Annotated in this window: 22 protein-coding genes; 3 read left to right on the top strand and 19 right to left on the bottom strand. The window is 63.0% G+C overall.

From position 1 onward, the window contains the following. Position 1: 1 nt before the first annotated feature. From EN859_RS11325 to yajC, 6 genes are all read right to left on the bottom strand, one after another. Positions 2-949 (bottom strand): sterol desaturase family protein, encoded by a 948-nt coding sequence (locus tag EN859_RS11325; RefSeq protein ID WP_189501858.1) that lies wholly within the window; start codon positions 947-949, stop codon positions 2-4. After that, complete coding sequence (locus EN859_RS11320) at positions 949-1,377, bottom strand: hypothetical protein (RefSeq protein WP_127856097.1); 429 nt, start codon at positions 1,375-1,377, stop codon at positions 949-951. The genes EN859_RS11325 and EN859_RS11320 overlap by 1 nt, the downstream gene beginning before the upstream one ends. Positions 1,378-1,462: 85 nt before the next feature. Then, positions 1,463-2,371 (bottom strand): phytoene/squalene synthase family protein, encoded by a 909-nt coding sequence (locus tag EN859_RS11315; RefSeq protein WP_189501856.1) that lies wholly within the window; start codon positions 2,369-2,371, stop codon positions 1,463-1,465. Between the two features lie 2 nt (positions 2,372-2,373). Further along, on the bottom strand, positions 2,374-2,763 hold the full coding sequence (locus EN859_RS11310) for an Mth938-like domain-containing protein (RefSeq protein ID WP_189501854.1): 390 nt from the start codon (positions 2,761-2,763) through the stop codon (positions 2,374-2,376). A 10-nt stretch (positions 2,764-2,773) separates the two neighbouring features. Further along, entirely contained in the window at positions 2,774-5,326 is a 2,553-nt protein-coding gene (gene secDF, locus EN859_RS11305) for a protein translocase subunit SecDF (RefSeq protein WP_127856099.1), read from the bottom strand. A 51-nt stretch (positions 5,327-5,377) separates the two neighbouring features. Continuing rightward, on the bottom strand, positions 5,378-5,716 hold the full coding sequence (gene yajC / locus EN859_RS11300) for a preprotein translocase subunit YajC (protein ID WP_127856100.1): 339 nt from the start codon (positions 5,714-5,716) through the stop codon (positions 5,378-5,380). 273 nt (positions 5,717-5,989) lie between these two features. Between yajC and EN859_RS11295 the strand changes: the two genes are divergently transcribed. After that, a complete protein-coding gene (locus EN859_RS11295) occupies positions 5,990-6,865 on the top strand; it encodes an ATP-binding protein (RefSeq protein WP_127856101.1) in 876 nt (291 codons plus the stop codon). 175 nt (positions 6,866-7,040) lie between these two features. Here the strand turns inward: EN859_RS11295 and EN859_RS11290 are convergent, their stop codons facing one another. The 13 genes from EN859_RS11290 to EN859_RS11230 all read right to left on the bottom strand — a co-directional run bounded on the left by EN859_RS11290 (position 7,041) and on the right by EN859_RS11230 (position 23,075). Beyond that, entirely contained in the window at positions 7,041-8,600 is a 1,560-nt protein-coding gene (locus tag EN859_RS11290; protein WP_127856102.1) for a peptidoglycan DD-metalloendopeptidase family protein, read from the bottom strand. A gap of 177 nt (positions 8,601-8,777) precedes the next feature. Further along, positions 8,778-9,425 carry a protein-L-isoaspartate(D-aspartate) O-methyltransferase gene (locus tag EN859_RS11285; protein ID WP_127856103.1) on the bottom strand — a complete coding sequence of 216 codons (648 nt, stop codon included), beginning with the start codon at positions 9,423-9,425 and terminating at the stop codon, positions 8,778-8,780. After that, entirely contained in the window at positions 9,422-10,180 is a 759-nt protein-coding gene (gene surE, locus EN859_RS11280) for a 5'/3'-nucleotidase SurE (RefSeq protein ID WP_127856104.1), read from the bottom strand. Before surE ends, EN859_RS11285 begins: the two co-directional genes overlap by 4 nt. Then, on the bottom strand, positions 10,180-11,484 hold the full coding sequence (gene serS / locus EN859_RS11275; protein WP_127856105.1) for a serine--tRNA ligase: 1,305 nt from the start codon (positions 11,482-11,484) through the stop codon (positions 10,180-10,182). The genes surE and serS overlap by 1 nt, the downstream gene beginning before the upstream one ends. A gap of 108 nt (positions 11,485-11,592) precedes the next feature. Next, a complete protein-coding gene (gene tatC / locus EN859_RS11270) occupies positions 11,593-12,468 on the bottom strand; it encodes a twin-arginine translocase subunit TatC (protein ID WP_127856106.1) in 876 nt (291 codons plus the stop codon). Further along, positions 12,465-13,202, bottom strand: coding sequence for a Sec-independent protein translocase protein TatB (tatB, locus tag EN859_RS11265; protein WP_127856107.1), 738 nt, complete (start codon positions 13,200-13,202; stop codon positions 12,465-12,467). The genes tatC and tatB overlap by 4 nt, the downstream gene beginning before the upstream one ends. 29 nt (positions 13,203-13,231) lie before the next feature. After that, positions 13,232-13,453 (bottom strand): twin-arginine translocase TatA/TatE family subunit, encoded by a 222-nt coding sequence (locus EN859_RS11260; protein ID WP_095087696.1) that lies wholly within the window; start codon positions 13,451-13,453, stop codon positions 13,232-13,234. A gap of 180 nt (positions 13,454-13,633) precedes the next feature. Further along, complete coding sequence (gene scpB / locus EN859_RS11255) at positions 13,634-14,401, bottom strand: SMC-Scp complex subunit ScpB (protein WP_127856108.1); 768 nt, start codon at positions 14,399-14,401, stop codon at positions 13,634-13,636. Continuing rightward, positions 14,398-15,198, bottom strand: a complete 801-nt coding sequence (locus tag EN859_RS11250; protein ID WP_127856136.1) for a ScpA family protein — start codon at positions 15,196-15,198, stop codon at positions 14,398-14,400. Before EN859_RS11250 ends, scpB begins: the two co-directional genes overlap by 4 nt. 60 nt (positions 15,199-15,258) lie before the next feature. Beyond that, positions 15,259-16,278: a beta-N-acetylhexosaminidase gene (nagZ, locus tag EN859_RS11245; protein WP_127856109.1), complete on the bottom strand. Its 1,020-nt coding sequence runs from the start codon at positions 16,276-16,278 to the stop codon at positions 15,259-15,261. Positions 16,279-16,407: 129 nt separating this feature from the next. Then, positions 16,408-19,938: an SPOR domain-containing protein gene (locus tag EN859_RS11240; protein ID WP_127856110.1), complete on the bottom strand. Its 3,531-nt coding sequence runs from the start codon at positions 19,936-19,938 to the stop codon at positions 16,408-16,410. Between the two features lie 103 nt (positions 19,939-20,041). Further along, positions 20,042-21,799, bottom strand: a complete 1,758-nt coding sequence (argS, locus tag EN859_RS11235; protein ID WP_127856111.1) for an arginine--tRNA ligase — start codon at positions 21,797-21,799, stop codon at positions 20,042-20,044. Between the two features lie 61 nt (positions 21,800-21,860). Continuing rightward, the gene (locus EN859_RS11230; protein ID WP_127856112.1) at positions 21,861-23,075 is read right to left on the bottom strand and encodes a deoxyguanosinetriphosphate triphosphohydrolase; all 1,215 of its coding nucleotides are present in this window, start codon (positions 23,073-23,075) and stop codon (positions 21,861-21,863) included. Between the two features lie 73 nt (positions 23,076-23,148). Between EN859_RS11230 and erpA the strand changes: the two genes are divergently transcribed. Together erpA and EN859_RS11220 are read left to right on the top strand one after the other, a co-directional pair. After that, positions 23,149-23,496 (top strand): iron-sulfur cluster insertion protein ErpA, encoded by a 348-nt coding sequence (erpA, locus tag EN859_RS11225; RefSeq protein WP_127856113.1) that lies wholly within the window; start codon positions 23,149-23,151, stop codon positions 23,494-23,496. 2 nt (positions 23,497-23,498) lie between these two features. Then, positions 23,499-23,888, top strand: a complete 390-nt coding sequence (locus tag EN859_RS11220) for a VOC family protein (RefSeq protein WP_127856114.1) — start codon at positions 23,499-23,501, stop codon at positions 23,886-23,888. The last annotated feature ends 3 nt before the right edge of the window (positions 23,889-23,891 follow it).

The raw sequence follows: 23,891 nt of genomic DNA, 5'->3' as shown, positions 1-23,891 counted from the left end.
GCTATTCTGCCGGCTCGGCCCCGGCCACCGGCAGTCCCGGCTTGCCGGCTTCGCCCGGATTCCTTCTGACATAGGCGGTCTTCAGGCTCTCGGAGGTTTCGCGCGAGCCGTCATGGCTCCAGCCCGGCGGCTTGATCAGATAGTTGAGACGATCGCGCAGCGTCAGGCCGGGCGCAAACGCATCCCCGAACATGCCGATCCACTCGTGGAACGCCACTTTCAGCGGATTGAAAGTGCCGAGATTCCTAACGATGCCGTAGCGCGGCCGGTCTTCCTCCAGTTCTTCGACGAAGGTGCCGAACATGCGGTCCCAGATGATCAGTGTGCCGGCATAGTTGGCGTCGAGGTAGCGCGGATTGGTGGCATGGTGGACACGGTGATGCGACGGCGTGTTGAAGATGAATTCGAACCAGCCCCACATCTTGCCGATCGTCTCGGTATGGATCCAGAACTGCCAGACCAGGTTGAAACCGAAGGTGAAGGCAATCACCGCCGGATGGAAGCCGAGCAGCACCAGCGGCGCCTGCAGCACGAACATGAAGGTGAATAGGCCCGTCCAGCTCTGCCGCAGCGCCGTCGACAGATTGTAGTGCTGGCTGGAATGATGGTTGACGTGCTCGGCCCACACCCAGCGCACGCGGTGTGCGATGCGGTGATAGACGTAATAGCGCAGATCATCGAGCAGGAAGGCCGCCACTAACACCCAGATCGACAGGCCGAGATTGAAGACGCGGAACTGCCAGAGCCACAGCAGTGCCCAGTAAGACACGACGCCAAGCAGCCCGGCGACGACATTGCCGGTGCCCATCATCAGGCTGGTCAACGTATCGCGGGTCTCGAACGATCCCTTGGCGCGACCTGTGCGCACCAGCCACAGCTCGATCAGGATCGCGGCGACGAAGAACGGGATGGCAAGCTGGGTGACCTGCGGAAAATTGTAGTCGTCCATCACGCAGCCTCCTTGATCTGGTTTCGCCGTCCAAGCGCGGCCACGACAGCCTCGCCGTCGGCTTTGTCGGCGAAGGTGAAGCGCCCGCCCTTCCAGGTGAAATCGGCAAGCCGGAGCGATATCGCGCCGGCACCGTCGACACTTAAAGCCGCAACGTCGCGCGGTGTGACGATGCGCGTCAAAAAGCAGTCGCCGACGCTGTGGACGATCCCGCTGCGCCCTCGCCCGAGATCGAGAAACGCCGTCCTGGCGTCCGCCGTTAGGCGAACCCCCGTCGCCATTTCGTCGGGAAAATCCTCGGCGAAGCGGTTCCGTGCCTGGTCGGCACCGGCGAGCGTCGCTGTCTTGGTGCCGCCGGTAAGGTGCACGGCAAGGACCGACAGCGCAACGCCGAAGACGACGATTGCGACCAGCACAGGCAGGCTCATGGGATAGGCATCTCCTCCGGACCGGCCGCGTCTTCGGCGGCATTTTCTTGGCCCGAAAAGACTCCTAGCACGGTTGACGTTTACGTCAAAGGGGCGGCCAGCCTCGCGTCGCGCGACGGAATAACAGCCAATGCCGGCGCAAGGCCGAGAGCCGCGCCGCGCCATGGAGCGGTGAATGACGAGAGCCCACCATCTTGCTGAGATAGGCGCGCGACAGGGCCAGCGGCAGGAATGCGGGGCGTAGCGAAACCGGTAGCGAGGGTGCGCCCTGCTCGAAAGCAGCCAGATGTTCCCGCGCCAGCGCGATCATCGCGGCCACAGCATGTTTGGCGCCGGGCCCGCCATCGCCTGTAATGAATTCTTGCGGCGACGACCCTGCCGCCGCCAGGATGTCGGCCGGGATGAAGCATTGCCCGCGCTTGCGGTGCAGCGGCAGCAGGAGCAGCAGGCCGGTCATCGCCTGCGCGCAGCCTGCCCTGCCGGCAAGTTCGGCAAAACGCGGCGCCTCGACAGGATCAAGAGCCATCGCCGCAAGCTGGATCAGCGCCCCTGCCGTCTCGCCGCAATAGCCTTCCAGATCGGTGCGCGACGGCATCGGATCGTCGTAAAGATCGAAAATGCGCGCTTCGAGCATGTTCTCGAACGCAATTTTCGGCAGGCGGTGGACGGAAATCGTCGTTCTCAGCGCGTCCGCAACCGGATGGCCGACACTAGCTCCATCCCCTCCGGCCCCCCCCTCCGCGGCCCCCTCCTCCGCGGCCCCATCCTCCGCGGCCCCATCCTCCGCGGCAATGACGTCGCGCCACCACTGCAGCCGCACTTCTCCCGGCAACGCCTCATGGATGCGGTCGCGGATGCCTGATATCTCTGCATTGAAGGCGTAGAGCGAAAACAACGCGCCGCGCTTGTCCTCAGGCGCATAGAGTACTGTGAGATAGCGGTCGTGGTCAGCGGCACGCACCGTTTCCATGACGATTTTGGCGTCATCGGCCACGATCAGTCTACGGCGATCAGCGCAGCAGCCACCGCACGGTCTTCCGCAAGAAGAACGTTGTAGGTCCGCACTGCCGCACCGGTCGACATCGGATCCGCCGAAATGCCCGCCGCTTTCAGCGCAGCGCGCAGCGCCGCCGGCAACGGCCTGAGATCCTTGCCGGCGCCGACCAGCAGGATTTCGACCTGCTCGGCCTCGGCCAGCAGCTTGCCGAAATCCGCTGCCGTCAGCGTCAGCGGATCAGCCGGTTCCCAGCCAAAGATGCCGGACGGCAGGCAGAGCAGCGAGCCGCGATGCGACATGTCGGCAAAGCGGAACCCGCCATTGCCGTAAGCCTCGATCGGTACACGGCCGGGGAAATGCGCCTCGCGTATGACGATGCCTTTTGCCACGGCTGACGCGTCAGGTCGCCACGGCCTTGCCACCGCCGACCGGTTTTTCCTCATCGGACGTGGCGGCTTCCGGCCGCAGCTTGAACAGGATGAGCAGCGGTGCGGCAATGAAGATCGATGAATAGGTTCCGAAGACAACGCCGAACAGCATTGCCATCGTGAACGAACGGATCACTTCACCGCCGAATAGCACCAGTGCCAACAGCGCCAGGATCGTCGTCACCGAGGTCAGCGTCGTTCTCGACAGCGTCTCGTTGATGGCGTTGTTCAACAGTTGCGGTAGCGGCATCCGTTTGTATTTTCGCAGATCCTCGCGGACACGGTCATAGACGACGATCGTGTCGTTCAGCGAATAGCCGATGATGGTGAGGATCGCTGCCAGCGACGACTGGTTGAATTCGAGCCCGCTGATGACGAAGAAGCCGATCGTCATGACCACGTCGTGCACAGTCGCAATGATGGCGCCGACCGCGAACTGCCATTCGAAGCGGAACCACACATAAACCAGGATACCAAACAGCGCGACAAGCATGGCGATGGTGCCTTGCTTGGCGAGCTCACCTGAAACCGTTGGTCCCACAACTTCGACGCGGCGGAAGTCGTACTGGTCCTGCAACTCGCCACGCACCTTGTCGATGACGGTCTGTTCGGCGTTCTCGCCGCCCTCCTGGGTGCCAACGCGGATCAGCACATCATTTGGATCACCGAACTGCTGCACCTGTATCTCGCCGATGTTGAGTTCCGACAGCCGTCCGCGGATGTCGGCAAGATCGGCCGTGCCAGTCTTTGACTGCACTTCGATCAGCGAGCCGCCCTTGAAGTCGATGCCGTAGTTAATGTCGACGGTCATGAACAGCACGAGCGACAGGATCGAAAGCACGCTCGACAGCGCGAATGTCCAGCGGCGGATGCCCATGAATGGGATTTTCGTACCGGGCGGGATGAAAGTCACCGGCGCCCGCGGCAGTTCCTTCGGCCGAGCGCGGCGCAGCCAGATCGACACCAGCAGACGGGTGAAGGTGAAGGCGGTGAAGACGGTGGTCAGGATGCCGATGGCGTAGGTGATGGCAAAACCCTTCACTGGCCCGGTGCCGAGCCAAAACAGCACCACGGTCGCGATCAGCGAGGTGACATTGGAATCGACGATAGTCGCCAGCGCTTTCGAAAAGCCGGTGTCGATCGCCTGGATCACCGAACGGCCGTTTCGTCGCTCCTCGCGGATGCGCTCGTAGATGAGAACGTTCGAATCGACCGCCATGCCAATGGTCAGCACGATACCGGCGATGCCCGGCAAGGTCAGGGTGGCGCCGAGCACCGACAACAGCCCGACGATCATCGCCACGTGCACCGCCAGCGCGATGTTGGCGAGGAAGCCGAGGAAGCCGTAGGCGACGAACATGAAGGCGACGACGAGGATGGAGCCGATCACGCCGGCGACCTTGCCGGCATGGATGGAATCCTGGCCGAGGCCCGGGCCGACAGTGCGCTCTTCGATCACCGTCAGCGTTGCCGGCAGCGCACCGGCGCGCAGCAGCACGGCGAGGTCGTTGGCGCTCTCGGCGGTGAAATTGCCGGAGATCTGGCCGGTGCCGCCCATGATCGGCTCGCGGATCTGCGGCGCCGAAATCACTTGGTTGTCGAGGACGATGGCAAACAGCTTGCCGACATTCTGCGAGGTCGCCTGACCGAAGCGCGACGCTCCCTTTGAATCGAAGCGGAACGAAACCACCGGCTCGTTGGTCTGCGAATTATATGTCGCCTGTGCATCGACGAGGTTCTCACCCGAGACGATGACGCGGTTCTCGATCAGATACGGAACCGGCGGATCGTCCTGCGAGTAAAGCACCGAGGACCCCGCCGGCGGACGGCCGTTGAGCGCATCCTGAACCGGCATCGACTGGTCGACCATCTGGAAGGTCAGCTTGGCGGTCTGACCGAGGATATCCTTCAATCGTTGCGGATCCTGCAGACCCGGCACCTGGACCAGGATGCGGTCGTCGCCTTGCCGTTGCACGATCGGCTCGGTCGTGCCGAGCTCGTTGACGCGGCGGCTGACCACCTCGATCGACTGCGTCAGTGCTGCCGACGTGCGATATTTGATGCCGGCATCGGTGACGGTGAATTTGAGCAGACCGGGCTGGGAATCATCCAGCGTCATCTCCTGGATGGAGCCGCCGCTGAACAGGCCGGCAGCAACCGGATCGGTCAATGTCTTCAATGCTTTCTTGGCGGCATCGACCTGATTGGCATCGGTGATGCGGACCTGCACGGTCCGGCCCGAGCCGCTAAGGCCGGTGTAGCCGATCTTGGCGTCGCGCAGCAGAGTCCTGATCTCGTCCCGCGTCGTCTCCAGCCGGTCCTTGATCAGATCGTTCGGATCCATCCTGAGCAGGATGTGCGAGCCGCCCTGCAGATCGAGGCCGAGCGTCATCTGCCGCTTCGGCACCCAGTCGGGAAGCTTGGCGAGCGTGCTGGCAGGGAAAAGATTGGGCGCAGCGAGGATCACGGTGGCGGCCACAGCCAGCCAGATCAGGATCATCTTGAAGCGCGAAAAATAAAGCATTGTGTGTGTCCGTTCAGGCGTACAAGCGGCTGCGTTCCGCCTTCAACTCAATTATTTCTTGGCGTTCTGGTTCGCCACCGGCTCGCCCTTGACGCGCACGTCAGCGATCGTCGAGCGCAGCGCCGTCACCTTGGTGCCGCCGCCAAGATCGACCTCGAGCTCGTTGTCGTCGATCACCTTGGTCACCTTGCCGACGAAGCCGCCGCCGGTAACGACCGTATCGCCGCGGCGAACTGCCGCCAGCATCTCGCCGCGCTTCTTCAGCTGTGCGCGTTGCGGCCGGATGATCAGAAAATACATGATCACGAAAATCAGGACAAACGGCAAAATGCTGATGAACATATCGGGCGAAGCGCCGATGCCTTGGGCGTATGCCGGTGTAACGAACATCAAGACACTCCTGAATGTTGAAAAATGGCCATAAAACGGCCCCGTGAAATTTGGCGGGAATATAGTCGGTAAAGTTGCCAATGCAACTGCGTGCCCGGCATTTCAGCCGCTTTTCCGGCTGGATCGACCATGTTAGAGCTTTAACCCAAAAGCGGAACGCGGTTTTTGGAAAAGACCATGCGCAAACAAAAGGTTGGAACCGGTTTTTATCTCGCCGGAATCGAGTAGACACCCGCTTGACGCGCTCCCGAATGCAAAACAAAAAGACAAGATATGGCCGACAGCACCTTCGATGCCCTCAACAAGAAGCTCGACCGCCTGATCGAGGCGGTCTCCCGCCTTGCCCCTTCGCCGGTGCCGGAAACCGATCTTGCCGGGGCCGATTGCTTCGTCTGGCAGGCCGATCCGGGGTATCTGGAGCCGGTGCACAAGGTCAACCGCGTCGACATTGGCCTGATCCGCGGCGTCGACCGCGTCCGCGACATCTTGGTCGACAACACCGAGCGCTTTGCCTCCGGCTACGCAGCCAACAATGTGCTGTTGTGGGGCGCGCGCGGCATGGGCAAGTCGTCGCTGGTCAAGGCGGTGCATGCCACGGTCAACGCTTCGACCAAGCTCAACCTGCCACTCAAGCTCATCGAGATCCACCGCGAGGACATCGACACGCTGCCGAAGCTGATGGGCTTGCTGAAGGCAGCACCCTTCCGCTTTATCCTGTTTTGCGACGACCTGTCATTCGACCACGACGACACGTCCTACAAATCGCTGAAGGCAGCGCTTGAAGGCGGCGTCGAGGGCCGCCCGGCCAATGTCATCTTCTATGCCACCTCGAACCGGCGTCATCTCCTGCCACGCGACATGATCGACAATGAGCGTTCGACGGCGATCAACCCGTCGGAGGCGGTCGAGGAAAAGGTCTCGCTCTCCGACCGTTTCGGCCTGTGGCTCGGTTTCCACAAATGTTCGCAGGACGAGTATCTCGACATGATCGACGGCTATGTCCGCTATCATGACCTCGCCATCGACCCCGAGACGCTGCGCGCCGAGGCGCTCGAATGGGCAACAACGCGCGGCAGCCGTTCGGGCCGTGTTGCCTGGCAATTCACCCAGGATCTTGCCGGCCGGCTCGGCAAGCCGCTCAAGGATTAGACCATCACCCCGAACCGACGGTCAGCACAGCAAATTGGGACTCGGTTTTTGCTACGCTGATCTTCAGTTCGGAAAGATGGGCCGGACAAAAGATTGAAAAAGCCCGCCCCTTGCGGAGCGGGCTGAGCCGGCAGGCCGGACTGGAGGTCAGGCGGCCGCAATTGCTTTTTTTCTTCTATTCGAGATAGCCCGACGGATCGACGGGGGCCGAGTTCTTGCGCACTTCGAAGTGCAGTTTCGGCGAGTCGGTCGTGCCGCTCATGCCGGAAAGCGCGATCTCCTGGCCGCGCTTGACCTTCTGGCCGCGCTGCACCTCGATCGAGCTGGCGTGGCCATAGACGGTGACCAGCCCGTTTTCGTGGCGCACCAGCACCGTGTTGCCGAATTCCTTGAGCCCGTCGCCGGCATAGATGACGACGCCGTTCTCGGCCGCCTTGACCGGCGTTCCTTCCGGCACCGCGATGTCGACGCCATCCTTGCCGCCACCGAAACTGGAGATCACACGGCCACGCACCGGCCAACGCATCTTGCCGATGCCGGTGGCATTCGGCGCCACCGCATCCTCGTCCTCGGCCTGCTGGATGACCTTCGCATCCTTCTTCGGCGGGGTGTAGGAGGCCAGCGTTTCGGTCGGCGTGGTCTTCGCCGCCGGCTGGGTGGTGGCAGTCGTCACCGGATCGACCGATGCCGGCTTGGCGTTGGCGACCGTTGCGGTACCACCGGCCGGAACTTTCAGCGTCTGGCCGATCTTGAGCAGGCCGTCCTGCATGCCGTTCGCCTGCTTCAGCGCAACGACGCCGACGCCGGTCTTCCTGGCGATGGCCGAAAGCGTATCGCCTTGCTGGACCGTGTAGGTACCGCCGGCGCCGGCCTTTGGCGCGGCCGAAGCCACTTGCGATGCAGGCTTGCCATCCTTCGGCTGGTTGGCTGCGGCCGAGGCATCCACCTGCGCGGCGGACTTGCCATCCTTGAGCTTCGGCTGCTGCGGCAGCACGGCCACCTTCTCCGGCGCATTGGCCGGCAGATCGTGCTTGGTGTCGTTCGAGGGCTTGGCGTCGGCAACTTTCGGCACAAGTTGCTTGCTCGAGTAGGCATAGGCCGGGATCACGAGCTTCTGGCCGGTCTTCAGCCCCTTGGTCGCGCTCAGCCCGTTGACCTTCATGATGGCATCGGCGGGCACGCCGTAGCGCCGCGACAGGCCGGAAATGGTCTCGCCGTCCTTGACGATGATCTCGGTTGCATGCGGCGCACCGGCGGCGCTCGCGGCGCGCGGCGCATCCGGCTGAGCCTGCTTGAACGGCTTTGTCGCCGGGGCGACGGTGCCGGTGGTTGTCCTGTCGACATGCGAAGGCGCAGGCGCCATGACCGGGGCCGAGGCAGCGCGTGCAGGATTTGAGGCAGGCGCGAGTCCCGGCGCCGGCTGGCTGACAGGCGGCAATTGCTGGACCAGAACCGGCTCCAGGCTGGAACGGCTGACCGACTGGGTATGGCTGCCGTTGACTGGCGCTGCCGATGCCGGAGCTGCCGATACCGGAGCGTCGCCCGGATAGGGCTGGTCGATGTTCTGCTTGTCGATGATGGCGCGCTGGTTGTTGGTCGAGGAGGTGAAGACGTCGTCGACACCGTTGAACCGCGCGACCTGGGAGCTGCATCCCGCTGCAGCACCTGCGATCATGAGGACGGCGCAGCCACGCGCCAGATTGCGCCTATTTGCCTTCAAAACACTGAATTGCATCGCACTAACCCGCACAGACCCGGTACAAACTGTGCCTGATTAAAGCGCGTTAATGTTACTGGTCGGTTAAGCCTCTAGAATCAGACGCAAATTTTCTTAAAATATTTCGAGACCGAACTGCAGGGTGCATTCGGGGTACCGGAGCCCTGCGCAGGCTGGCTGGATATCTGCAGATTTCTAGATGACTGCGGCGACGCTACGCAGGATCGGCTGCAGGCGGACGTTGCCGATATCCTCCCGCTCGAAGCGGCTGCCGACCTTGGTCAGCTTGGCCAGCACCTGTTCGCCCTCTTCTGGCCCGATCGGCGCGATGACGATGCCGCCGCTCGACAACTGGTCGAGCAGGAAGCGCGGCAGGCTGTCGAAGGCCGCCCAGGCGACGATACGGTCGAACGGCCCCTCATTGGGTAATCCGTTGGAGCCGTCGGCCTGGCGCACGATGACATTGCCGATGGCGAGCGCCTCGAAGCGCTGCCTGGCCTGTTCGGTCAATGTCTTGTAGCGGTCGATGGTAACGACCCGCGACGCAAGCCGCGACATCACCGCCGCCGTGTAGCCCGAACCGGTGCCGATCTCGAGCACGCGGTTGCCCGGCTCGATGGCGAGTGCAGCGATCACCGCCGCCTGCAGGTCGGTGCCCTCGATCGCCTCGCCGCACTCGATCGGCAGCATCCCGTCCGACCAGGCAATCGAATGAAACTGCGCGGCGAGGAAGCCACGCCGCGGCGTTGCCTCGAAAGCGGCGATAAGCGCCTTCGGCACGGCACCGCGGCCACGCAGGCGAAGCAGGAAGGCGGCAAACCCTTCACGGTCATCCATATTCATGAAAGTGCCTTGGTCAGCTGATCGCGGATTTCATGGGCGGTGAGATCGAGCTGCAGCGGCGTCACCGAGACCAGGCGGTTGCGCATGGCATGAAGGTCGCTGCCCGTCTTGCCCTCGACTGGCTGGCCGCCGAAGCGCAGCCAGTAGTAAGGCAGGCCGCGCCCGTCGCGGCGCTCGTCGACCCACAGGCTATGAACGAGCTTGCCCTGCGATGTGACCACCGTGCCGGCGATCTCTTCCGGCAGGCAATTCGGAAAATTGACGTTGAGCAGCACGCCGTCCGGCAGGGGCATCGCAACCAGCTTCTTGAGCAGCGCCGGTGCCAGTGCCTCCGTGGTCTCGTAGGGAACCACGCGATCCTCGCCGAGATAACTGTAAGCCTGGCTGAGTGCGATCGAGCGCACGCCGAGCAGCGCGCCTTCCATGGCACCTGCGACGGTACCGGAATAGGTGATATCGTCGGCGATGTTGGCGCCGGAATTGACCCCGGACAGGATCAGGTCGGGTGCTGCGGGCAGGATCTTCTTCACACCCATGATGACGCAGTCGGTCGGCGTGCCGCGCACGGCAAAGTGCTTTTCGCCGATCTTCCTCAGGCGCAGCGGCTCCGAGATCGACAGCGAATGCGCATAGCCGGACTGGTCCTGCTCCGGCGCCACCACCCAGACATCGTCCGACAGCGTGCGGGCAATGCGTTCGAGCGATGCCAGGCCCTCGGCATGGATGCCGTCGTCGTTGGTCAGGAGAATGCGCATTACTTCGATTCGATCTTTTCCAGACTGCCCATGTAAGGCCGCAGCGCTTCAGGAATGGTTACGCTGCCGTCCTCATTTTGGTAGTTTTCGATGACGGCAATAAGAGCGCGGCCAACGGCGGTGCCCGAGCCGTTCAGCGTGTGTACGAAGCGGTTGCCCTTGCCGTCCTTATCCTTGTAGCGGGCGTCCATGCGCCGCGCCTGGAAATCGCCGCACACCGAACAAGACGATATCTCGCGATAGGCGTTCTGACCCGGCAGCCAGACCTCGATGTCGTAGGTCTTGCGCGCGCCAAAGCCCATGTCACCGGTGCACAGCGTCATGGTGCGGAACGGCAGGCCGAGCCGCTTCAGCACTTCCTCGGCGCATTGCGTCATTCGCTCGTGCTCGGCGAGCGAAGACTCCTGGTCGGTGATCGAGACCAATTCGACCTTGTAGAACTGGTGCTGGCGCAACATGCCGCGCGTGTCGCGCCCGGCCGAGCCCGCTTCCGAACGAAAGCACGGGGTCAGCGCCGTGTAGCGCAGCGGCAGTTTTTCATGCGGCGTAATTTCCTCGCGCACGAGGTTGGTGAGCGGCACCTCGGCGGTCGGGATGAGCCCAAGCCTGCCGTCTCCATGCCGGGCGAAGAAGAGGTCTTCCGCAAACTTCGGCAATTGGCCCGTTCCGAACATCGCCTCCTCGCGCACCATCAGCGGCGGCTGGATCTCCTCATAGCCATGTTCGGTCGTATGCAGATCCAGCATGAACTGGCCGAGCGCACGTTCCATCCGCGCCAGCTGGCTCTTCAGCACCGTGAAGCGCGAGCCCGAGAGTTTGGCCGCACGCTCGAAATCCATCATGCCGAGCGCTTCACCAATCTCGAAATGCTCCTTCACCCAGTTCGGCAGCGTCGGCACCTTGCCGACGATGCGCTTGACGACATTGTCGTGCTCGTCCTTGCCGACCGGAACGTCGTCGAGCGGCACATTGGGCAGCACCGCCAGTGCATCGTTCAGCGCCTTGTCGAGCTCGCGTTCGCGCGCCTCGCCGTTCTGGATGAAGGCCTTGATCTCGCCGACCTCGGCCTTCAGCTTCTCGGCAAGGGCCGCGTCGCCCGAACGCATGGCATTGCCGATCTCCTTCGATGCAGCGTTGCGGCGCTCCTGCCTGGTCTGCAGCTCGGTCAGGTGTTCGCGCCGTGCCTCGTCCCTGGCGATCAGATCATCGACCGTGGACTGCGCATCCTCGCTCGACCACGAGCGCTTCACCAGCGCCTCGACAAGGGCCTTCGGGTTGTCGCGAATCCATTTGATGTCAAGCATGGTCTGAACGCTCCTGAGCTAGGCCAGAGGGCGTAAACCGCATCCTTGATCGATGCAAGACAGGGCTCGGCGGCGGCTGTCTTTTTCCGATGACGCGAGCGCCACAGCCTACGAAGGAGCCTGCGTCGAGGATGCGTCCGCCGCCTTTTCAGCCACCTCTTCCCCAGCAGGCTGCTTCTCGCGCGCCAACCGATCCCGCTCCTGGCTGCGCTCGATCAGCCGCGCCGACCAGATGGAGACCTCGTAGAGAAGAATGGTCGGAACGGCCAGGCCGATCTGGCTCATCGGATCGGGTGGCGTCAGCACCGCCGCCACGACGAAGGCAATGACGATCGCCCATTTGCGCTTCTCGGCCAGCGCTTTGGACGACAGCATGCCAACCCGCGTCATCAGGCTAGTCACCACCGGCAACTGGAACACGAGGCCGAAGGAGAAGATCAGCGTCATGATCAGGCTGAGATATTCCGAGACTTTCGGCAGCAGCGAAATCTGCACCTGATCGTTGGTCCCGGCCTGCTGCATGGCGAGGAAGAACCACATCACCATCGGCGTGAAGAAGAAATAGACCAGTGACGCGCCCATCAGGAACAGGATCGGCGAGGCGAACAAGAATGGCAGGAAGGCGTTGCGTTCGTTCTTGTAGAGACCAGGCGCGATGAATTTGTAGATCTGTGTGGCAATCAGCGGAAAGGCAATCACCATGCCGCCGAACATAGCGAGCTTGACCTGGGTGAAGAAGAATTCCTGCGGTGCCGTGTAGATCAGTTCGACCTTGTGCGGGTCGAGCCCGGCCCACTGGGTCGCCCATTTGAACGGGATGACCAACAGGTTGAACAGCCGCTTTGCGAAGAAGAAGCAGACGAGGAAGGCGACAAAGAACCCGCCGATCGACCAAATCAGCCGCCGGCGCAGCTCGATCAGATGCTCCATCAGCGGAGCCGACGACTTTTCAATTTCGTCCTTTTCGCTGTCCGAAACGCTCACTTGGCGGCTCCCGCCGTCTTCTTGGCTGCCGGCTTCTTCACCGCTGCCGGCGCGGGCTTTGGCTCAGGCTTTTTAGCGGCGATTTTCGCCGCAGCCGGTTTGGCCGCCTTTGCCGGTGCAGACTTGACCGCCGCAGCGGCCGGCTTGGCCGGTGTCTTCGCGGCAGGCGTTGCTTTTACCGGAGCCGCATCTGTCACAGCAGCAGGCGCCGCGGCCCTGACTGCTTTCGCCGACTTGGCCGTCTTCTTCGCTGCCGGTATGTTTTCCGGCGCGACCTCCACCGAACTGTCGGTCATCTCAGGAAAGATCGGCGCCGCCGGCACCGCTTCCGGCGCATTGACACCGGGCAGCACCGTCGCACCATTCTTCAACGGCTCTGCCGACTGCGGCGTCGAAGCGGCAGGCGTGGCTGGATCGACGGCCGGCTTCGGCTTCATCACCGCGTCGACGCCGGAGCGAACTTCGGCTGCCGCCTGCTCGAACGGATTGAGCTGTCTGCGGATCTCGGCTGTTGGATTGAGGCTCCTCAGCGAGTCGACCGACTTCTTGACGTCATCGAGCTCGGCCTCCTTCAGCGCCTCGTTGAATTGTTTCTGGAAGTCGGCTGCCATAGTGCGCAACTTCGCCGTCGTGCGACCGAAGGTGCGCAACATATTGGGCAAATCCTTCGGCCCAACGACCACGATCATAACGATCGCGATCACCAGCATCTCGGTCCAGCCGACTTCAAACATGGCTATCTGTTCCGACTAGAACCTTGGGCTCAGCTCTTGCTGGCCTTTTCCTTCGCCGCCGAAACGGTTTCGTCGGCGCGGTGCTCGACGGTGCGCTTGTCTTCGGCAACGTCGTCGTCGGCCATGCCCTTCTTGAAGCTCTTGATGCCCTTGGCCATATCACCCATCAGCTCTGGAATCTTGCCGCGGCCGAACACCAAAAGCACGATGACCAGCACGATCATCCAGTGCCAAATCGAAAATGAACCCATAGCAAATCTCTCTCGAACGGTTTCCCTGGCGATGATCTATGCGTTTTCGCGTTGGGATTCAAACACAACTGCGAAAGAGTTTATGAACGGGTGGCAGATGTCACGCATTTTCAGCGTGATAGCCCGCTACGAATCCGCGCATCCCCCTCACCGAGGGTCGCGTGGGGCGCAGCGCCTGGGTCAATCTTCCGTGACGCGCGGCGTCAGCAGGCCGAGTTCCTCAAGGTCGATGTCGGTCAGCGGATCCTCGTCGTCGGTTAGCGCATCGGGATCGGCTGGCGGCAGCGGCATGGAGAAATTCGACGGCATGCGGGCGGAAAGCAGCCCGGCGCCCTTCAGCTCCTCCATGCCGGGAAGATCGCGGATCTCCTCCAGCGCGAAATGGTCGAGGAAGCTGTCGGTGGTGCCATAAGTGACAGGACGGCCGGGCGTACGGCGCCGGCCGCGCATCCTCACCCATTCCGTCTCCATCAAGGTGTCCAGCGTGCCCTTCGAGGTTTCTACGCCACGTATGTCCTCGATCTCGGCGCGCGTCACCGGCTGGTGATAGGCGATGATCGCCAGCACTTCGAGAGCCGCGCGGGAAAGCTTCCTTTGTTGGACGGTATCCCGGCTCATCAGGAAGGCAAGGTCCCCCGCGGTGCGGAACGCCCAGGCGTCGCCGACGCGCACCAGGTTGACGCCGCGCCGCGCATAGATCTGCTGCAGGTCGGCCATCGCCGCGGCAATAATGATGCCGTCGGGCAGGCGTGCGGCAAGCTGCTTTTCGCTGACCGGCTCGGCACTGGCAAACACGATCGCCTCGGCCATGCGCACGGCTTCCGCCATGTGCAGCCTCTCGCCAGGATTCTGAGCTGAGTTCTGGGCCGAATCCTGGGCAACAGTGCCGTCTTCGGCTTCGTCGTCGACCTTGAACGGAATGACCGAAGCGTTGGCGCGTTCGCTCATGATGCCACCTCGACTGCCTTGATGCCTTGTGCGCGGCCGCGCAGATAGAGCGGCGCGAACACCTCGTCCTGCCGCATTTCCATTTTGCCTTCGCGTACCAGTTCGAGCGTTGCGGCAAAGGAGCTGGCTATCGCGGTGCGCCACTCTTGCGGAGAGCTCAGATATTCGATCAGGAAACTGTCCAGTGCCGTCCAGTCGCGAAGCGTCCCGATCAGCCTGGTCAGGATATCGCGTGCGTCCTTGAGCGACCACACTCCGCGCTTGGCGATGGTCACATTGTTGATCGCCTGCTTCTGGCGCTGCGTCGCATAGGCGGTCAACAGATCGTAGAGCGAGGCCGAATAGGCGTTGCGCTTCTCGATGATGACCATTTCCGGCATGCCGCGAGCGAACACGTCACGGCCGAGCCGGTTGCGGTTGACCAGCCTCGCCGACGCATCGCGCATGGCTTCCAGCCGCTTCAGCCGAAACTGCAGCACCGCCGCCAGTTCCTCGCCGCTCTCGCCTTCCTCGCCGGGCTGCTTGGGGATCAAAAGCTTCGACTTGAGGAAGGCCAGCCACGCCGCCATCACCAGATAGTCGGCGGCAAGCTCGAGCCTCAGCACCCTCACCTTCTCGATAAAGGCCAGATATTGCTCGGCCAGCGCCAGGATCGAGATGCGCGCCAGATCGACCTTCTGGTTGCGCGCGAGATGCAGCAGCAGATCGAGCGGCCCTTCGAAGCCAGCCACGTCGACGACCAGCGACGGGTCGCCGGTCAGCCGGGAATCGTCATTCTCGGCCCACAGACGGTCCATCGGTGCGGCCTTCGCAGCCTTGCTGTCCAATGTTTCCGCCACGTCCCGTTTTCCTCTGGTCTAGGCCACCGCATCGAAATAGGTGGCAAACTCGGCGCGTATCTCGGTTTCATCAGCCCGATCGCGGTTCTTGATATAGGTCAGCGCCCGCTCCGCGCGCTCCTGCGACTTGCCCTCAAGCCCCGTCGTGCGCGACGCAATACCGGCCATCTCCTCGAAAACACCGTTGCAGTGAAGGACCAGATCGCAGCCCGCCGCAAGGATCGCAGACGCCTTTGTCGGGAAATCCCCAGAAAGTGCCTTCATCGAGGTGTCGTCGCTCATCAGCAAGCCGTCGAAGCCGATTTCGCCGCGGATGATCTCGTCGACGACCTTGCCGGACGTCGTCGCCGGGTTCTTCGGGTCGATGGCGCTGTAGACGACATGTGCCGTCATCGCCATCGGCAAATGGTTGAGCTCCCTGAACGGGGCAAAATCATGCCGCTGCAACTCGCTCATAGACGCATCGACCGTCGGCAGCTCGAAATGCGTATCGGCAAAGGCGCGCCCATGACCCGGAATATGCTTCATCACCGGGAGCACGCCGCCCGACATCAAGCCCTCCGCGGCGGCGCGGCCGAGCTCGATGACGGCGCGGGGCTCCTTGCCGTAGGCGCGCGCGCCGATGACGTCGCTGGCGCCCTCGATCGGCACGTCGAGTACCGGCAGGCAATCCGCTGATATGCCATAGCGAAGCAGGTCGAAGGCATGCAGCCGCGCCATCAGCCAGGCGGCGCGGGTACCCGCGTCATGGTCGTTTCGCCACAGAGCGCCAAGCGCGCCGCCGGCCGGGTAGTTCGGTGCCAGCGGCGGCCGCAGCCGCTGCACGCGGCCACCTTCCTGGTCGATGAACACCGGCGCGTCCGAGCGCCCGACGCAGTCGCGCATCGAAGCGACCAGATCGCGGATCTGCTCGGTCTCGCTGATGTTGCGCGCGAACAGGATGAAGCCCCAGGGGCATTCGTTGCGATAGAAATTGATTTCGTCGCGAGTGAGCGATTTCCCGGCGCAGCCGAGGATCATGGATTTTGATTCGGTCATGGCCAGGAGTTTAGAGCTTCACGCGGCCAAAGGGAATCACCCCACACCGCGTGCTTGAACTATCCCCTCCGACACGGAAAAGCCGGCACGCGCCGGCTTTTCCGCCCGAAGCTGGAGATTTTGAAGGCGCTACCTCGACACGAAGCAGTTGCCGCCGGCGGCCTTGTAGCTGGTGCACAAATTGATCGCATCGTTGCGCGACTTTGCCGGAACGCGGACGCGATAGAAGGTGCCCTTGCCGGCGATCTCGGCCTTGACGATGCTGGCGGTGTGGCCGGAAAGCACGCTGCCGTAGCGGCGCTGCAGATCCTGATAGGTCGACTGGGCGCTCTCGACCGTCGGCTGAGAAGCGATCTGCATCGACCATGAGCCACCGCCAGTTGAGGCCGTCGCCGGATCGATCGAGGCAACCTGGTCGGGCTTGACCTCGCCGACTACGTCGACCGGCTGGTCGGACGGCCGTTGCGGCGCCACCGGAACCCTGGCCGGCGTGTTGGCGGACTGGGCGTTGCCAGACTGGGCGTTGGCTGACTGGGCGTTGGCAGGCTGGAGCTTGGCTTCAACCTTGGGCGCGGCTGCCGGCTTGGCGGCAACCGGCGGCTTGGCAACGTCCGGATCAGCCGTTTCCGTGTTGGCCGTTTCGGACTTGGCTGGTTCGGGCTTGGTGGTTTCAATTTGACCGCCGCTTGCCTGGCTGACGCCCGACTGATCATCTGCCTGATCGGTCGCGAGCGGCGGCACGGTTCCAGTCTGCTCTTCGGCCTCGGCCGCCGGAGCCACATGCTGCGGCTCCGGATCGACCGGCTCGGCAGCCGCAACCTGCGGGGCCGCGGGCACCGGATCCTCGCGTGCAACCAGCGAACCATCGGGCTTGACCACCATGGTTCTCACCTTGCGCGGCGCAACGGCGATAACATCGGAATTCATGCCCTTGTCGGCTTCCTGGAGGACCTGCGCAATGCGGTCCTCGGATTTGGGGACCGGCGCGGCAGCGACATCGGCGTTACCGGCCGCGTCCGTGCCTTGAGCAGCATCGGTATCATCTGGAGACAGATCGACGACACGGCTCTCCGGTTCCTTGGCAGCCACATCCACCGGCTCTTCGATGTTGGTGACCAGTTTTTCCTGAACAGGCTCGGCCGGTTTCGTGCCCTTGACCACCGCGTCATAGACCTTGTTGTCCTGGTTCGGCACGACGGTGCCGCCCGGATTTTCCGGCTTGACCTTGATCGGGGCGTTGTCGGCCTTGACGATCACCGGGGCTTCGCCGCCACCCTTGCCGCCCAAGGACAGTGCAAAGGCGCTGATGCCGCCGGCAATCGCCACCGCGCCGACGACCGCGGCGATCAGCAGGCCGCTCCTGCGCGGCTGCCTTGCCGCATCGCTCTCAGCCAGGCCCGGAACGGACATGGCTTCGTCCAGATCGGGATCGTAGTCGAGTTCGTCGACGGCGAAATCATCCGCCTGCGAAACCGGCCGGCTGCCGGGCAAATCGTCGGCGTCGAAGCCGCTTGCGGCATAGGAACTGGCCGCCGCATTGGCGGGCACTGCGGCCGGCTTCGCCGCATAAATGGGCATTTCGCTGCGTTCGGGCTGATAGCCCGAGTTAAACCCTGGATCCGAGCTGAACCCGTGGCTCGACTTGAATCCGGAATTGTAGGATTCGTCGTCATAGGCTGCGCTGCGCGCAGGCTCTGCAGCCACCTCCGTCGCATTCATTTCGGTGAGAAGGCTGGCGAACTCGGCGTCAAGGTCGTCATAGGCGGGCGCCGTCGGCTGGTCCTCCTCGAAGTCGAGCTCCGGAATGTCAAGATCGTCGGCGACCGCGACCACACGCTCCGGCACGTCGACCGTCTCGACGTCGGGCATCTCGTCGTAGCGCTGGGGCTGTTCATGCGACGTTTCAGCCGGTTCCGCATAGCCGGAGGCGTCCTCGACCGGCTCCTCATCGAAATGCGGCGCTGAAGAAGCCGGTTGCGCCGAGGCCGTCGGCTGGCCCGCAAATGACGGCTGCGACTGTGGGACCGGCGTCACCCGGCTCCACGAACGGGCCGGTTCGGGCGGCGTCGAGCGCGCTGTCGACCAGTTTGGCGAGCGTGCAGTCTCTTGCTCGGAGGCGGCCTGCTCAGCCGGGCCGGTCTGCGCGCCGTCATCCAGGTCTATGCCTTTGGCGAAGGCGGTATCGAAAGCATCGTCATCGAAATGGATATCGTCGGCAGAATGGGTTGCAGGTGCTTCCTCTTCGACTCCGAAATCCTGGCCCTCGAGCTCATCTGCAAGACGGTCCTCGAGATCTACATCAGCAGCCTGAACCACCTCTTGGTGCGGTGGCTCCTCGGAAGGCTCCTGCTCGTCGAGGCTCCAATCCAACTCGCCGTCAGGATCGGTCGACCGGCGGGCGGCCTCTTCGATCGCCGCGACTGGTTGCTGAACCGGTTCGGGCTCCCTGGCGACCGGAACCGGCCGTGCGCTCATGGCGCCGAGCAGCGCATTCAGCTCGTCTTCCAGGCTCCGTTCGCCTGCGGCAGAGGCAGCTGCTTCCGGCTCGACCGCAACGGCGGCGGGCGCCGTCGACTCGTCCGCGACGGCAACGATCTCGGCAGCCGGCTCTTCGGCAACTGGCTCAATCGCACCAATCTCGGCAGCCGGCCCTTCGGTTTCCTCGGCAACCGGCTCTACCGCAGCAATCTCAGCAACCGGCTCTGCGCTCTCCTCGGCAAGTGCATCGCCAGGGTTCAGGTCGAAATCATCGTCGAATGCATCTTGTGCCGAAAGCTCGGCAACGTCGTCCTCTGCCTCAGCGGTTTCGGCAGACATTTCGTCGGCCAGCGGTTCATCGATGTCGGCCGGCTGCTCGCCACGGACTTCGAAATTCATATCAACATCGGCCATTGTTTCATCGAAATGGCCAGAAAAGTCCGCATCGGAAATCGAGTGGTCGCCATAACCAACGGCTTGGACCTGCACAGGATAGTCAGCAGCGGCCGGACCGGCCTGATGGTCATCCGCCGGCAAGTGGTCGTCGAGCATCAGCTCATCTTCGAGCGAGGTCGAGACGGCATGGTCGAAATCGTCGCCGAATGCGGCCTCAACGGCCGGCGCGGCAACCTCGACTGTGATGCCATCTTCGGTCTCGTCGGCTGCTTCGTCATCGAGTTGGAAGCCCTGATCGAGCGACCGAGAGAGCTCGTCGTCCATCGACAGGTCGTCGTCGAGCGGCGACACGTCTTCGAGCGAACTGGCAACCGCATTGTCGAAATCGTCATCGAAGGCGGCGTCAGCGGCCGGAGCCTGAACTTCCTTGGCGCCGGCGGTGAAGTGATGGCCGACTTCGTGCGCGTCATCGAAAAAGAAATCCTGTTCGAACGAAGCGGCAAACTTGTCATCCGCGGCAACGGCCTTGAAGGCCGGCTCGCGAACCTCGGCAGCGGCCTCACCGGCGTCGGCGCCGAACTCGCCCATCAGTTCCTTCTCGAGATCGATGTCGAAATCGCCCTCGTCCGTGGGCTGGTCGGCCGGCGCGGCCTTCCGGGCGGCGGGCGCCTGCGGCTTAACCGGCTGACGCGGGTCGAAACCCATGATCCTGGTCAGTTCCGCGAACGGATCATCGTCGGCGATGTCGTTGTGGTCGGCTGCTCTCAGCTGGGTTCTGTCTGCCATTATTGTTCCCGAACTCGCACTCATTCGGACGCCATGGACGTCGCGTAGGGTTGGCCCTTACCAGCGCAATGTGGGCAAAAGGTGACAGGTTTTTTAGTCAAACCTAACGCATTTCGGTGGGCGCATCGGCTCCAATCAGCGTCAGACCGGACGTCAAAACATCCGAAACAGCCTGCACCAGCCCTAGCCTGGCATGGGTCAATTGTCGGTCGTTAACCTTAACAAAACGTAAGTCGGGATTATCGGTACCCCGGTTCCAGTGTCCGTGGAAGCTGGAGGCAAGATCGTAGAGGTAGAATGCCAGCCGGTGCGGCTCCAGCGCAAGGGCCGCGGATTCGATCAGTCGCGGGTATTCCGCCAGCTTCCTGATCAGGCTGATTTCGCCCTCGTCGGCCAGCAATGCTGTCGCGGCGGCCAGCCGGTTGCGGTCGAACTTGGCCTCGCCCAGTTGCTCGCTCGCCTGCCGGAATACCGAATGGCAGCGCGCCGAAGCATACTGCACATAGAACACTGGATTGTCCTTCGACTGCTCTGTCACCTTGGCAAAGTCGAAATCGAGCGGCGCATCGTTCTTGCGATAAAGCATCATGAAGCGGATAGGGTCGCGGCCGACCTCCTCCACCACTTCGCGCAGCGTCACGAAATCGCCCGACCGCTTCGACATCCGCACCGGCTCCCCGTCGCGGAACAGCTTCACCAACTGGCAGAGCAGCACGGTGAGCTTCACCTCGTCGCCGGCAATCGCCCGCGCCAGCGCTTCCAGCCGCTTGACGTAACCGCCATGGTCAGCGCCCAGCACATAGATCAGGTCGACGAAGCCGCGATCGACCTTATCCTTCAGATAGGCGACATCGGCGGCAAAATAGGTGAAGGTACCGTCCGACTTGATCAGCGGCCGATCGAGATCGTCGCCGACCGCGGTCGAGCGGAACAGCGTCTGCTCGCGATCCTCCCAGTCGTCCGGCTTCTCGCCCTTCGGTGGCGGCAGCTTGCCCTTGTAGATGTGCCCCTTCAGTGTCAGGTCGTTGATCGCCGAGCGTATCTTCTTCGCATTGTCGGCATGCAGCGTGCGTTCCGAGAAGAACACGTCGTGATGCACGTTGAGCAGCGCCAGGTCATCGCGGATCATCGCCATCATGGCGTCGATCGTGCGGTCCTTGACGATGGCAAGCGCCTCGTCCTCCGGCATCTGCAGCAAAGAGTGTTCGAATTCCTTGGCCAGCGCCTGACCGACCGGAATGAGATAATCGCCCGGATAGAGACCTGCCGGTATTTCGCTGATCGCCTCGCCAAGCGCCTCGCGGTAGCGCAGCATGACCGAGCGGCCGAGCACGTCGATCTGCGTGCCGGCATCGTTGATGACGTATTCTTTGGTCACGTCGTAGCCGGCGAAGGCCATCAGGTTGGCGAGCGTGTCGCCGACCACCGCGCCACGGCAGTGGCCGACATGCATCGGCCCGGTCGGGTTGGCCGAGACGTATTCCACATTGGCCTTCCTGCCGCCGCCCACAGTCGAGCGGCCGTAGTTGCGGCCCTCGCCGAGCAGCTTGGTGAGATGCGCCTGCCAGAACCCGTCCTTGAGCTTGAGGTTGACGAAGCCCGGGCCGGCAACGTCCGCTGCGGCGATATCGGCGTCGGCGCGCAGCGCCTCCGCCAGCCTTTCGGCCAGGGCGCGCGGATTCTGGCGGGTCGGCTTGGCCAGCACCATCGCCGCGTTGGTCGCCAGATCGCCATGGCTGGCGTCGCGCGGCGGTTCGACGGCGATGCGCGATAGGTCCGGCGAAGCGCCGTCCCCGTCTTTCAAATCAAGCGCTTGGACGGCTTTTATGATTCGCACGTTGAAATCGGCGAAGATGTTCATTGGTGTGCTCTGGCGGCTTTGTTGGGAATCCGGCTCGTTGGCCGGCAAAATCGCGCTCGCCCTAGCTTAATTCAGGCGTATGGTCAAATAACCGCCGATGCTCCTTCAGCGCATAGGTGTCGGTCATGCCCGCCAGGAAATCGGCGACGCTGCGCGCCTTGATACGGTCATCGGCCCGGTCGAGCCCCTCGCGCCAGCCGTCCGGCATGGCGCGCGGATCTGCGAAATAGGCATCGAACAGGTCCCTGACGATCTGTTCGGCGTCAGTGCGCACACGCATCACCTCGCTGTGCCGGTAGAGATGCCGGTAGAGAAAGGCTTTCAATTCCTTCTCGGTCGCCGCCATGCCGGCGGAGAAGGTCACCATCGTCTCGCCCGCCGCCCTCACCTGATCCGCGCTCTCCGGCTTGATGCGCGCGAGATTGGCGGTGGTGGAAACGATAACGTCCTCGACCATCATCGTGATCTGCCGCCGCATCAGCTCGTGACCGGTGCGCACGGCGTCGAGCGCCGGATAGCGCGCGCGCACACCTTCGAGGATCGACCCTGGCAGCGTAACCTTTTCCAGCATCTCCAGCGTCAGGAAACCTGATCTCAGCCCATCGTCGATGTCATGGGTGTTGTAGGCGATATCGTCGGCGATCGCCGCGCATTGCGCCTCGATGCCGGCGAAGCGGTCGAGTTCGAGGTCGTGCAGTTCCGAATAGTCGCGGATCGCCTGCGGCACCGGTCCCTTCAAGCCCTTCCCCCTAGCGTCCGTCAGCGGCCCGTTATGCTTGACCAGGCCTTCCAGCGTCTCCCAGGTGAGGTTCAGCCCATCGAATTCGGCATAGCGCCGCTCCAGCCGGGTCACCACGCGCAGCGACTGGGCATTGTGGTCGAAGCCGCCCCAGGCGGCCATCTTCTCGTTCAGCGCTTCCTCGCCGGTGTGACCGAAGGGCGTGTGGCCGAAGTCGTGCACCAGCGCCACCGCCTCGGCCAGATCCTCGTCGCCGCGCAACGCCCGCGCCAAGGCGCGGGCAATCTGCGCCACCTCGATCGAATGCGTCAGGCGGGTGCGGTAATGGTCGCCCTCATGCGCGACGAACACCTGCGTCTTGTGCTTCAGTCGGCGGAAGGCCGTCGAATGGATGATGCGGTCGCGATCGCGCTGGAACGGCGTGCGGGTCGGGCTCTCCACCTCGTCGAACAGCCGCCCGCGCGAGCGCGCCGGATCGCTGGCATAGGCCGCGCGCGGCCGATAGCCAAATCCGATGTCGCCCAACTCATTGGTCATGACCGATGTCGCAGTTGACTTGCCCCCTCGCGCTTCATACCTATCATACGAAACCGAAAGCAAGGTGACGCCGATGGGCGCGGATGCCAAAACTGCCATGAAGGTCGAGATGACCGACGCCGCCGCGAGGCGGATTGCCAAGATTGTTTCAGGCGAAGCCGGCAAGACGGCGCTGCGCGTTTCGGTCGAGGGCGGCGGCTGTTCCGGCTTTTCCTACAAGTTCGATCTGGTCGACACGTGCAACGACGATGACGTCGCCATCGAGAAGGACGGCGCCACCGTGCTGATCGACAACCTGTCGCTGGTCTATATGGGCGGCTCGGTGATCGATTTCGTCGACGACCTGATGGGCCAGTCGTTCCAGATCAGGAACCCGAATGCGGTCGCTTCCTGCGGCTGCGGCACCAGCTTCTCAATCTAGAAATGCCTGCCATCGGCGCGGTCCGTCAGGTCGCGCTCTCGGCCGGGCGCGATCTCGATGCGACGCTGAAGTTCTGGCGCGACGTGCTCGGCATGAGCCTGCACGCCCGCTTCGATCCGCCCGGCATCGCCTTCATCATGGCCGGCGACGTGCGCCTGTTCTTCACCGACGGTATACCGGCCGGCACCGTCTATCTCGACATTGCCGGTCTCGACCATTTCCACACCTCGGCAAAAGCTGCCGGTGTTCCCTTCACCGCGCCGCCGACGCTCGTCCATCGCGATACCGAAGGCCAGTTCGGCCCGGCGGGGGAAAGCGAATGGATGGCCTTCCTAAAGGACCCGGCAGGCAATACGATCGGCCTCGTCGAACGCCTACCCGCGGAACATTGAGGC

Origin of the sequence: Mesorhizobium sp. M00.F.Ca.ET.216.01.1.1, assembly GCF_004010325.2 — a bacterium.
In the GTDB taxonomy this organism is placed as follows: domain Bacteria; phylum Pseudomonadota; class Alphaproteobacteria; order Rhizobiales; family Rhizobiaceae; genus Mesorhizobium.
This window is presented reverse-complemented; position numbering and strand designations above follow the sequence as displayed.

Coding starts and splice junctions, on each gene's coding strand:
- EN859_RS11325 (WP_189501858.1), bottom strand. CDS start 949: ATGGACGACTACAATTTTCCGCAGGTCACCCAGCTTGCCATCCCGTTC.
- EN859_RS11320 (WP_127856097.1), bottom strand. CDS start 1,377: ATGAGCCTGCCTGTGCTGGTCGCAATCGTCGTCTTCGGCGTTGCGCTG.
- secDF (WP_127856099.1), bottom strand. CDS start 5,326: ATGCTTTATTTTTCGCGCTTCAAGATGATCCTGATCTGGCTGGCTGTG.
- yajC (WP_127856100.1), bottom strand. CDS start 5,716: ATGTTCGTTACACCGGCATACGCCCAAGGCATCGGCGCTTCGCCCGAT.
- EN859_RS11295 (WP_127856101.1), top strand. CDS start 5,990: ATGGCCGACAGCACCTTCGATGCCCTCAACAAGAAGCTCGACCGCCTG.
- EN859_RS11290 (WP_127856102.1), bottom strand. CDS start 8,600: ATGCAATTCAGTGTTTTGAAGGCAAATAGGCGCAATCTGGCGCGTGGC.
- EN859_RS11285 (WP_127856103.1), bottom strand. CDS start 9,425: ATGAATATGGATGACCGTGAAGGGTTTGCCGCCTTCCTGCTTCGCCTG.
- surE (WP_127856104.1), bottom strand. CDS start 10,180: ATGCGCATTCTCCTGACCAACGACGACGGCATCCATGCCGAGGGCCTG.
- serS (WP_127856105.1), bottom strand. CDS start 11,484: ATGCTTGACATCAAATGGATTCGCGACAACCCGAAGGCCCTTGTCGAG.
- tatB (WP_127856107.1), bottom strand. CDS start 13,202: ATGTTTGAAGTCGGCTGGACCGAGATGCTGGTGATCGCGATCGTTATG.
- EN859_RS11260 (WP_095087696.1), bottom strand. CDS start 13,453: ATGGGTTCATTTTCGATTTGGCACTGGATGATCGTGCTGGTCATCGTG.
- scpB (WP_127856108.1), bottom strand. CDS start 14,401: ATGAGCGAACGCGCCAACGCTTCGGTCATTCCGTTCAAGGTCGACGAC.
- EN859_RS11250 (WP_127856136.1), bottom strand. CDS start 15,198: ATGGACCGTCTGTGGGCCGAGAATGACGATTCCCGGCTGACCGGCGAC.
- nagZ (WP_127856109.1), bottom strand. CDS start 16,278: ATGACCGAATCAAAATCCATGATCCTCGGCTGCGCCGGGAAATCGCTC.
- EN859_RS11240 (WP_127856110.1), bottom strand. CDS start 19,938: ATGGCAGACAGAACCCAGCTGAGAGCAGCCGACCACAACGACATCGCC.
- argS (WP_127856111.1), bottom strand. CDS start 21,799: ATGAACATCTTCGCCGATTTCAACGTGCGAATCATAAAAGCCGTCCAA.
- EN859_RS11230 (WP_127856112.1), bottom strand. CDS start 23,075: ATGACCAATGAGTTGGGCGACATCGGATTTGGCTATCGGCCGCGCGCG.
- erpA (WP_127856113.1), top strand. CDS start 23,149: ATGGGCGCGGATGCCAAAACTGCCATGAAGGTCGAGATGACCGACGCC.
- EN859_RS11220 (WP_127856114.1), top strand. CDS start 23,499: ATGCCTGCCATCGGCGCGGTCCGTCAGGTCGCGCTCTCGGCCGGGCGC.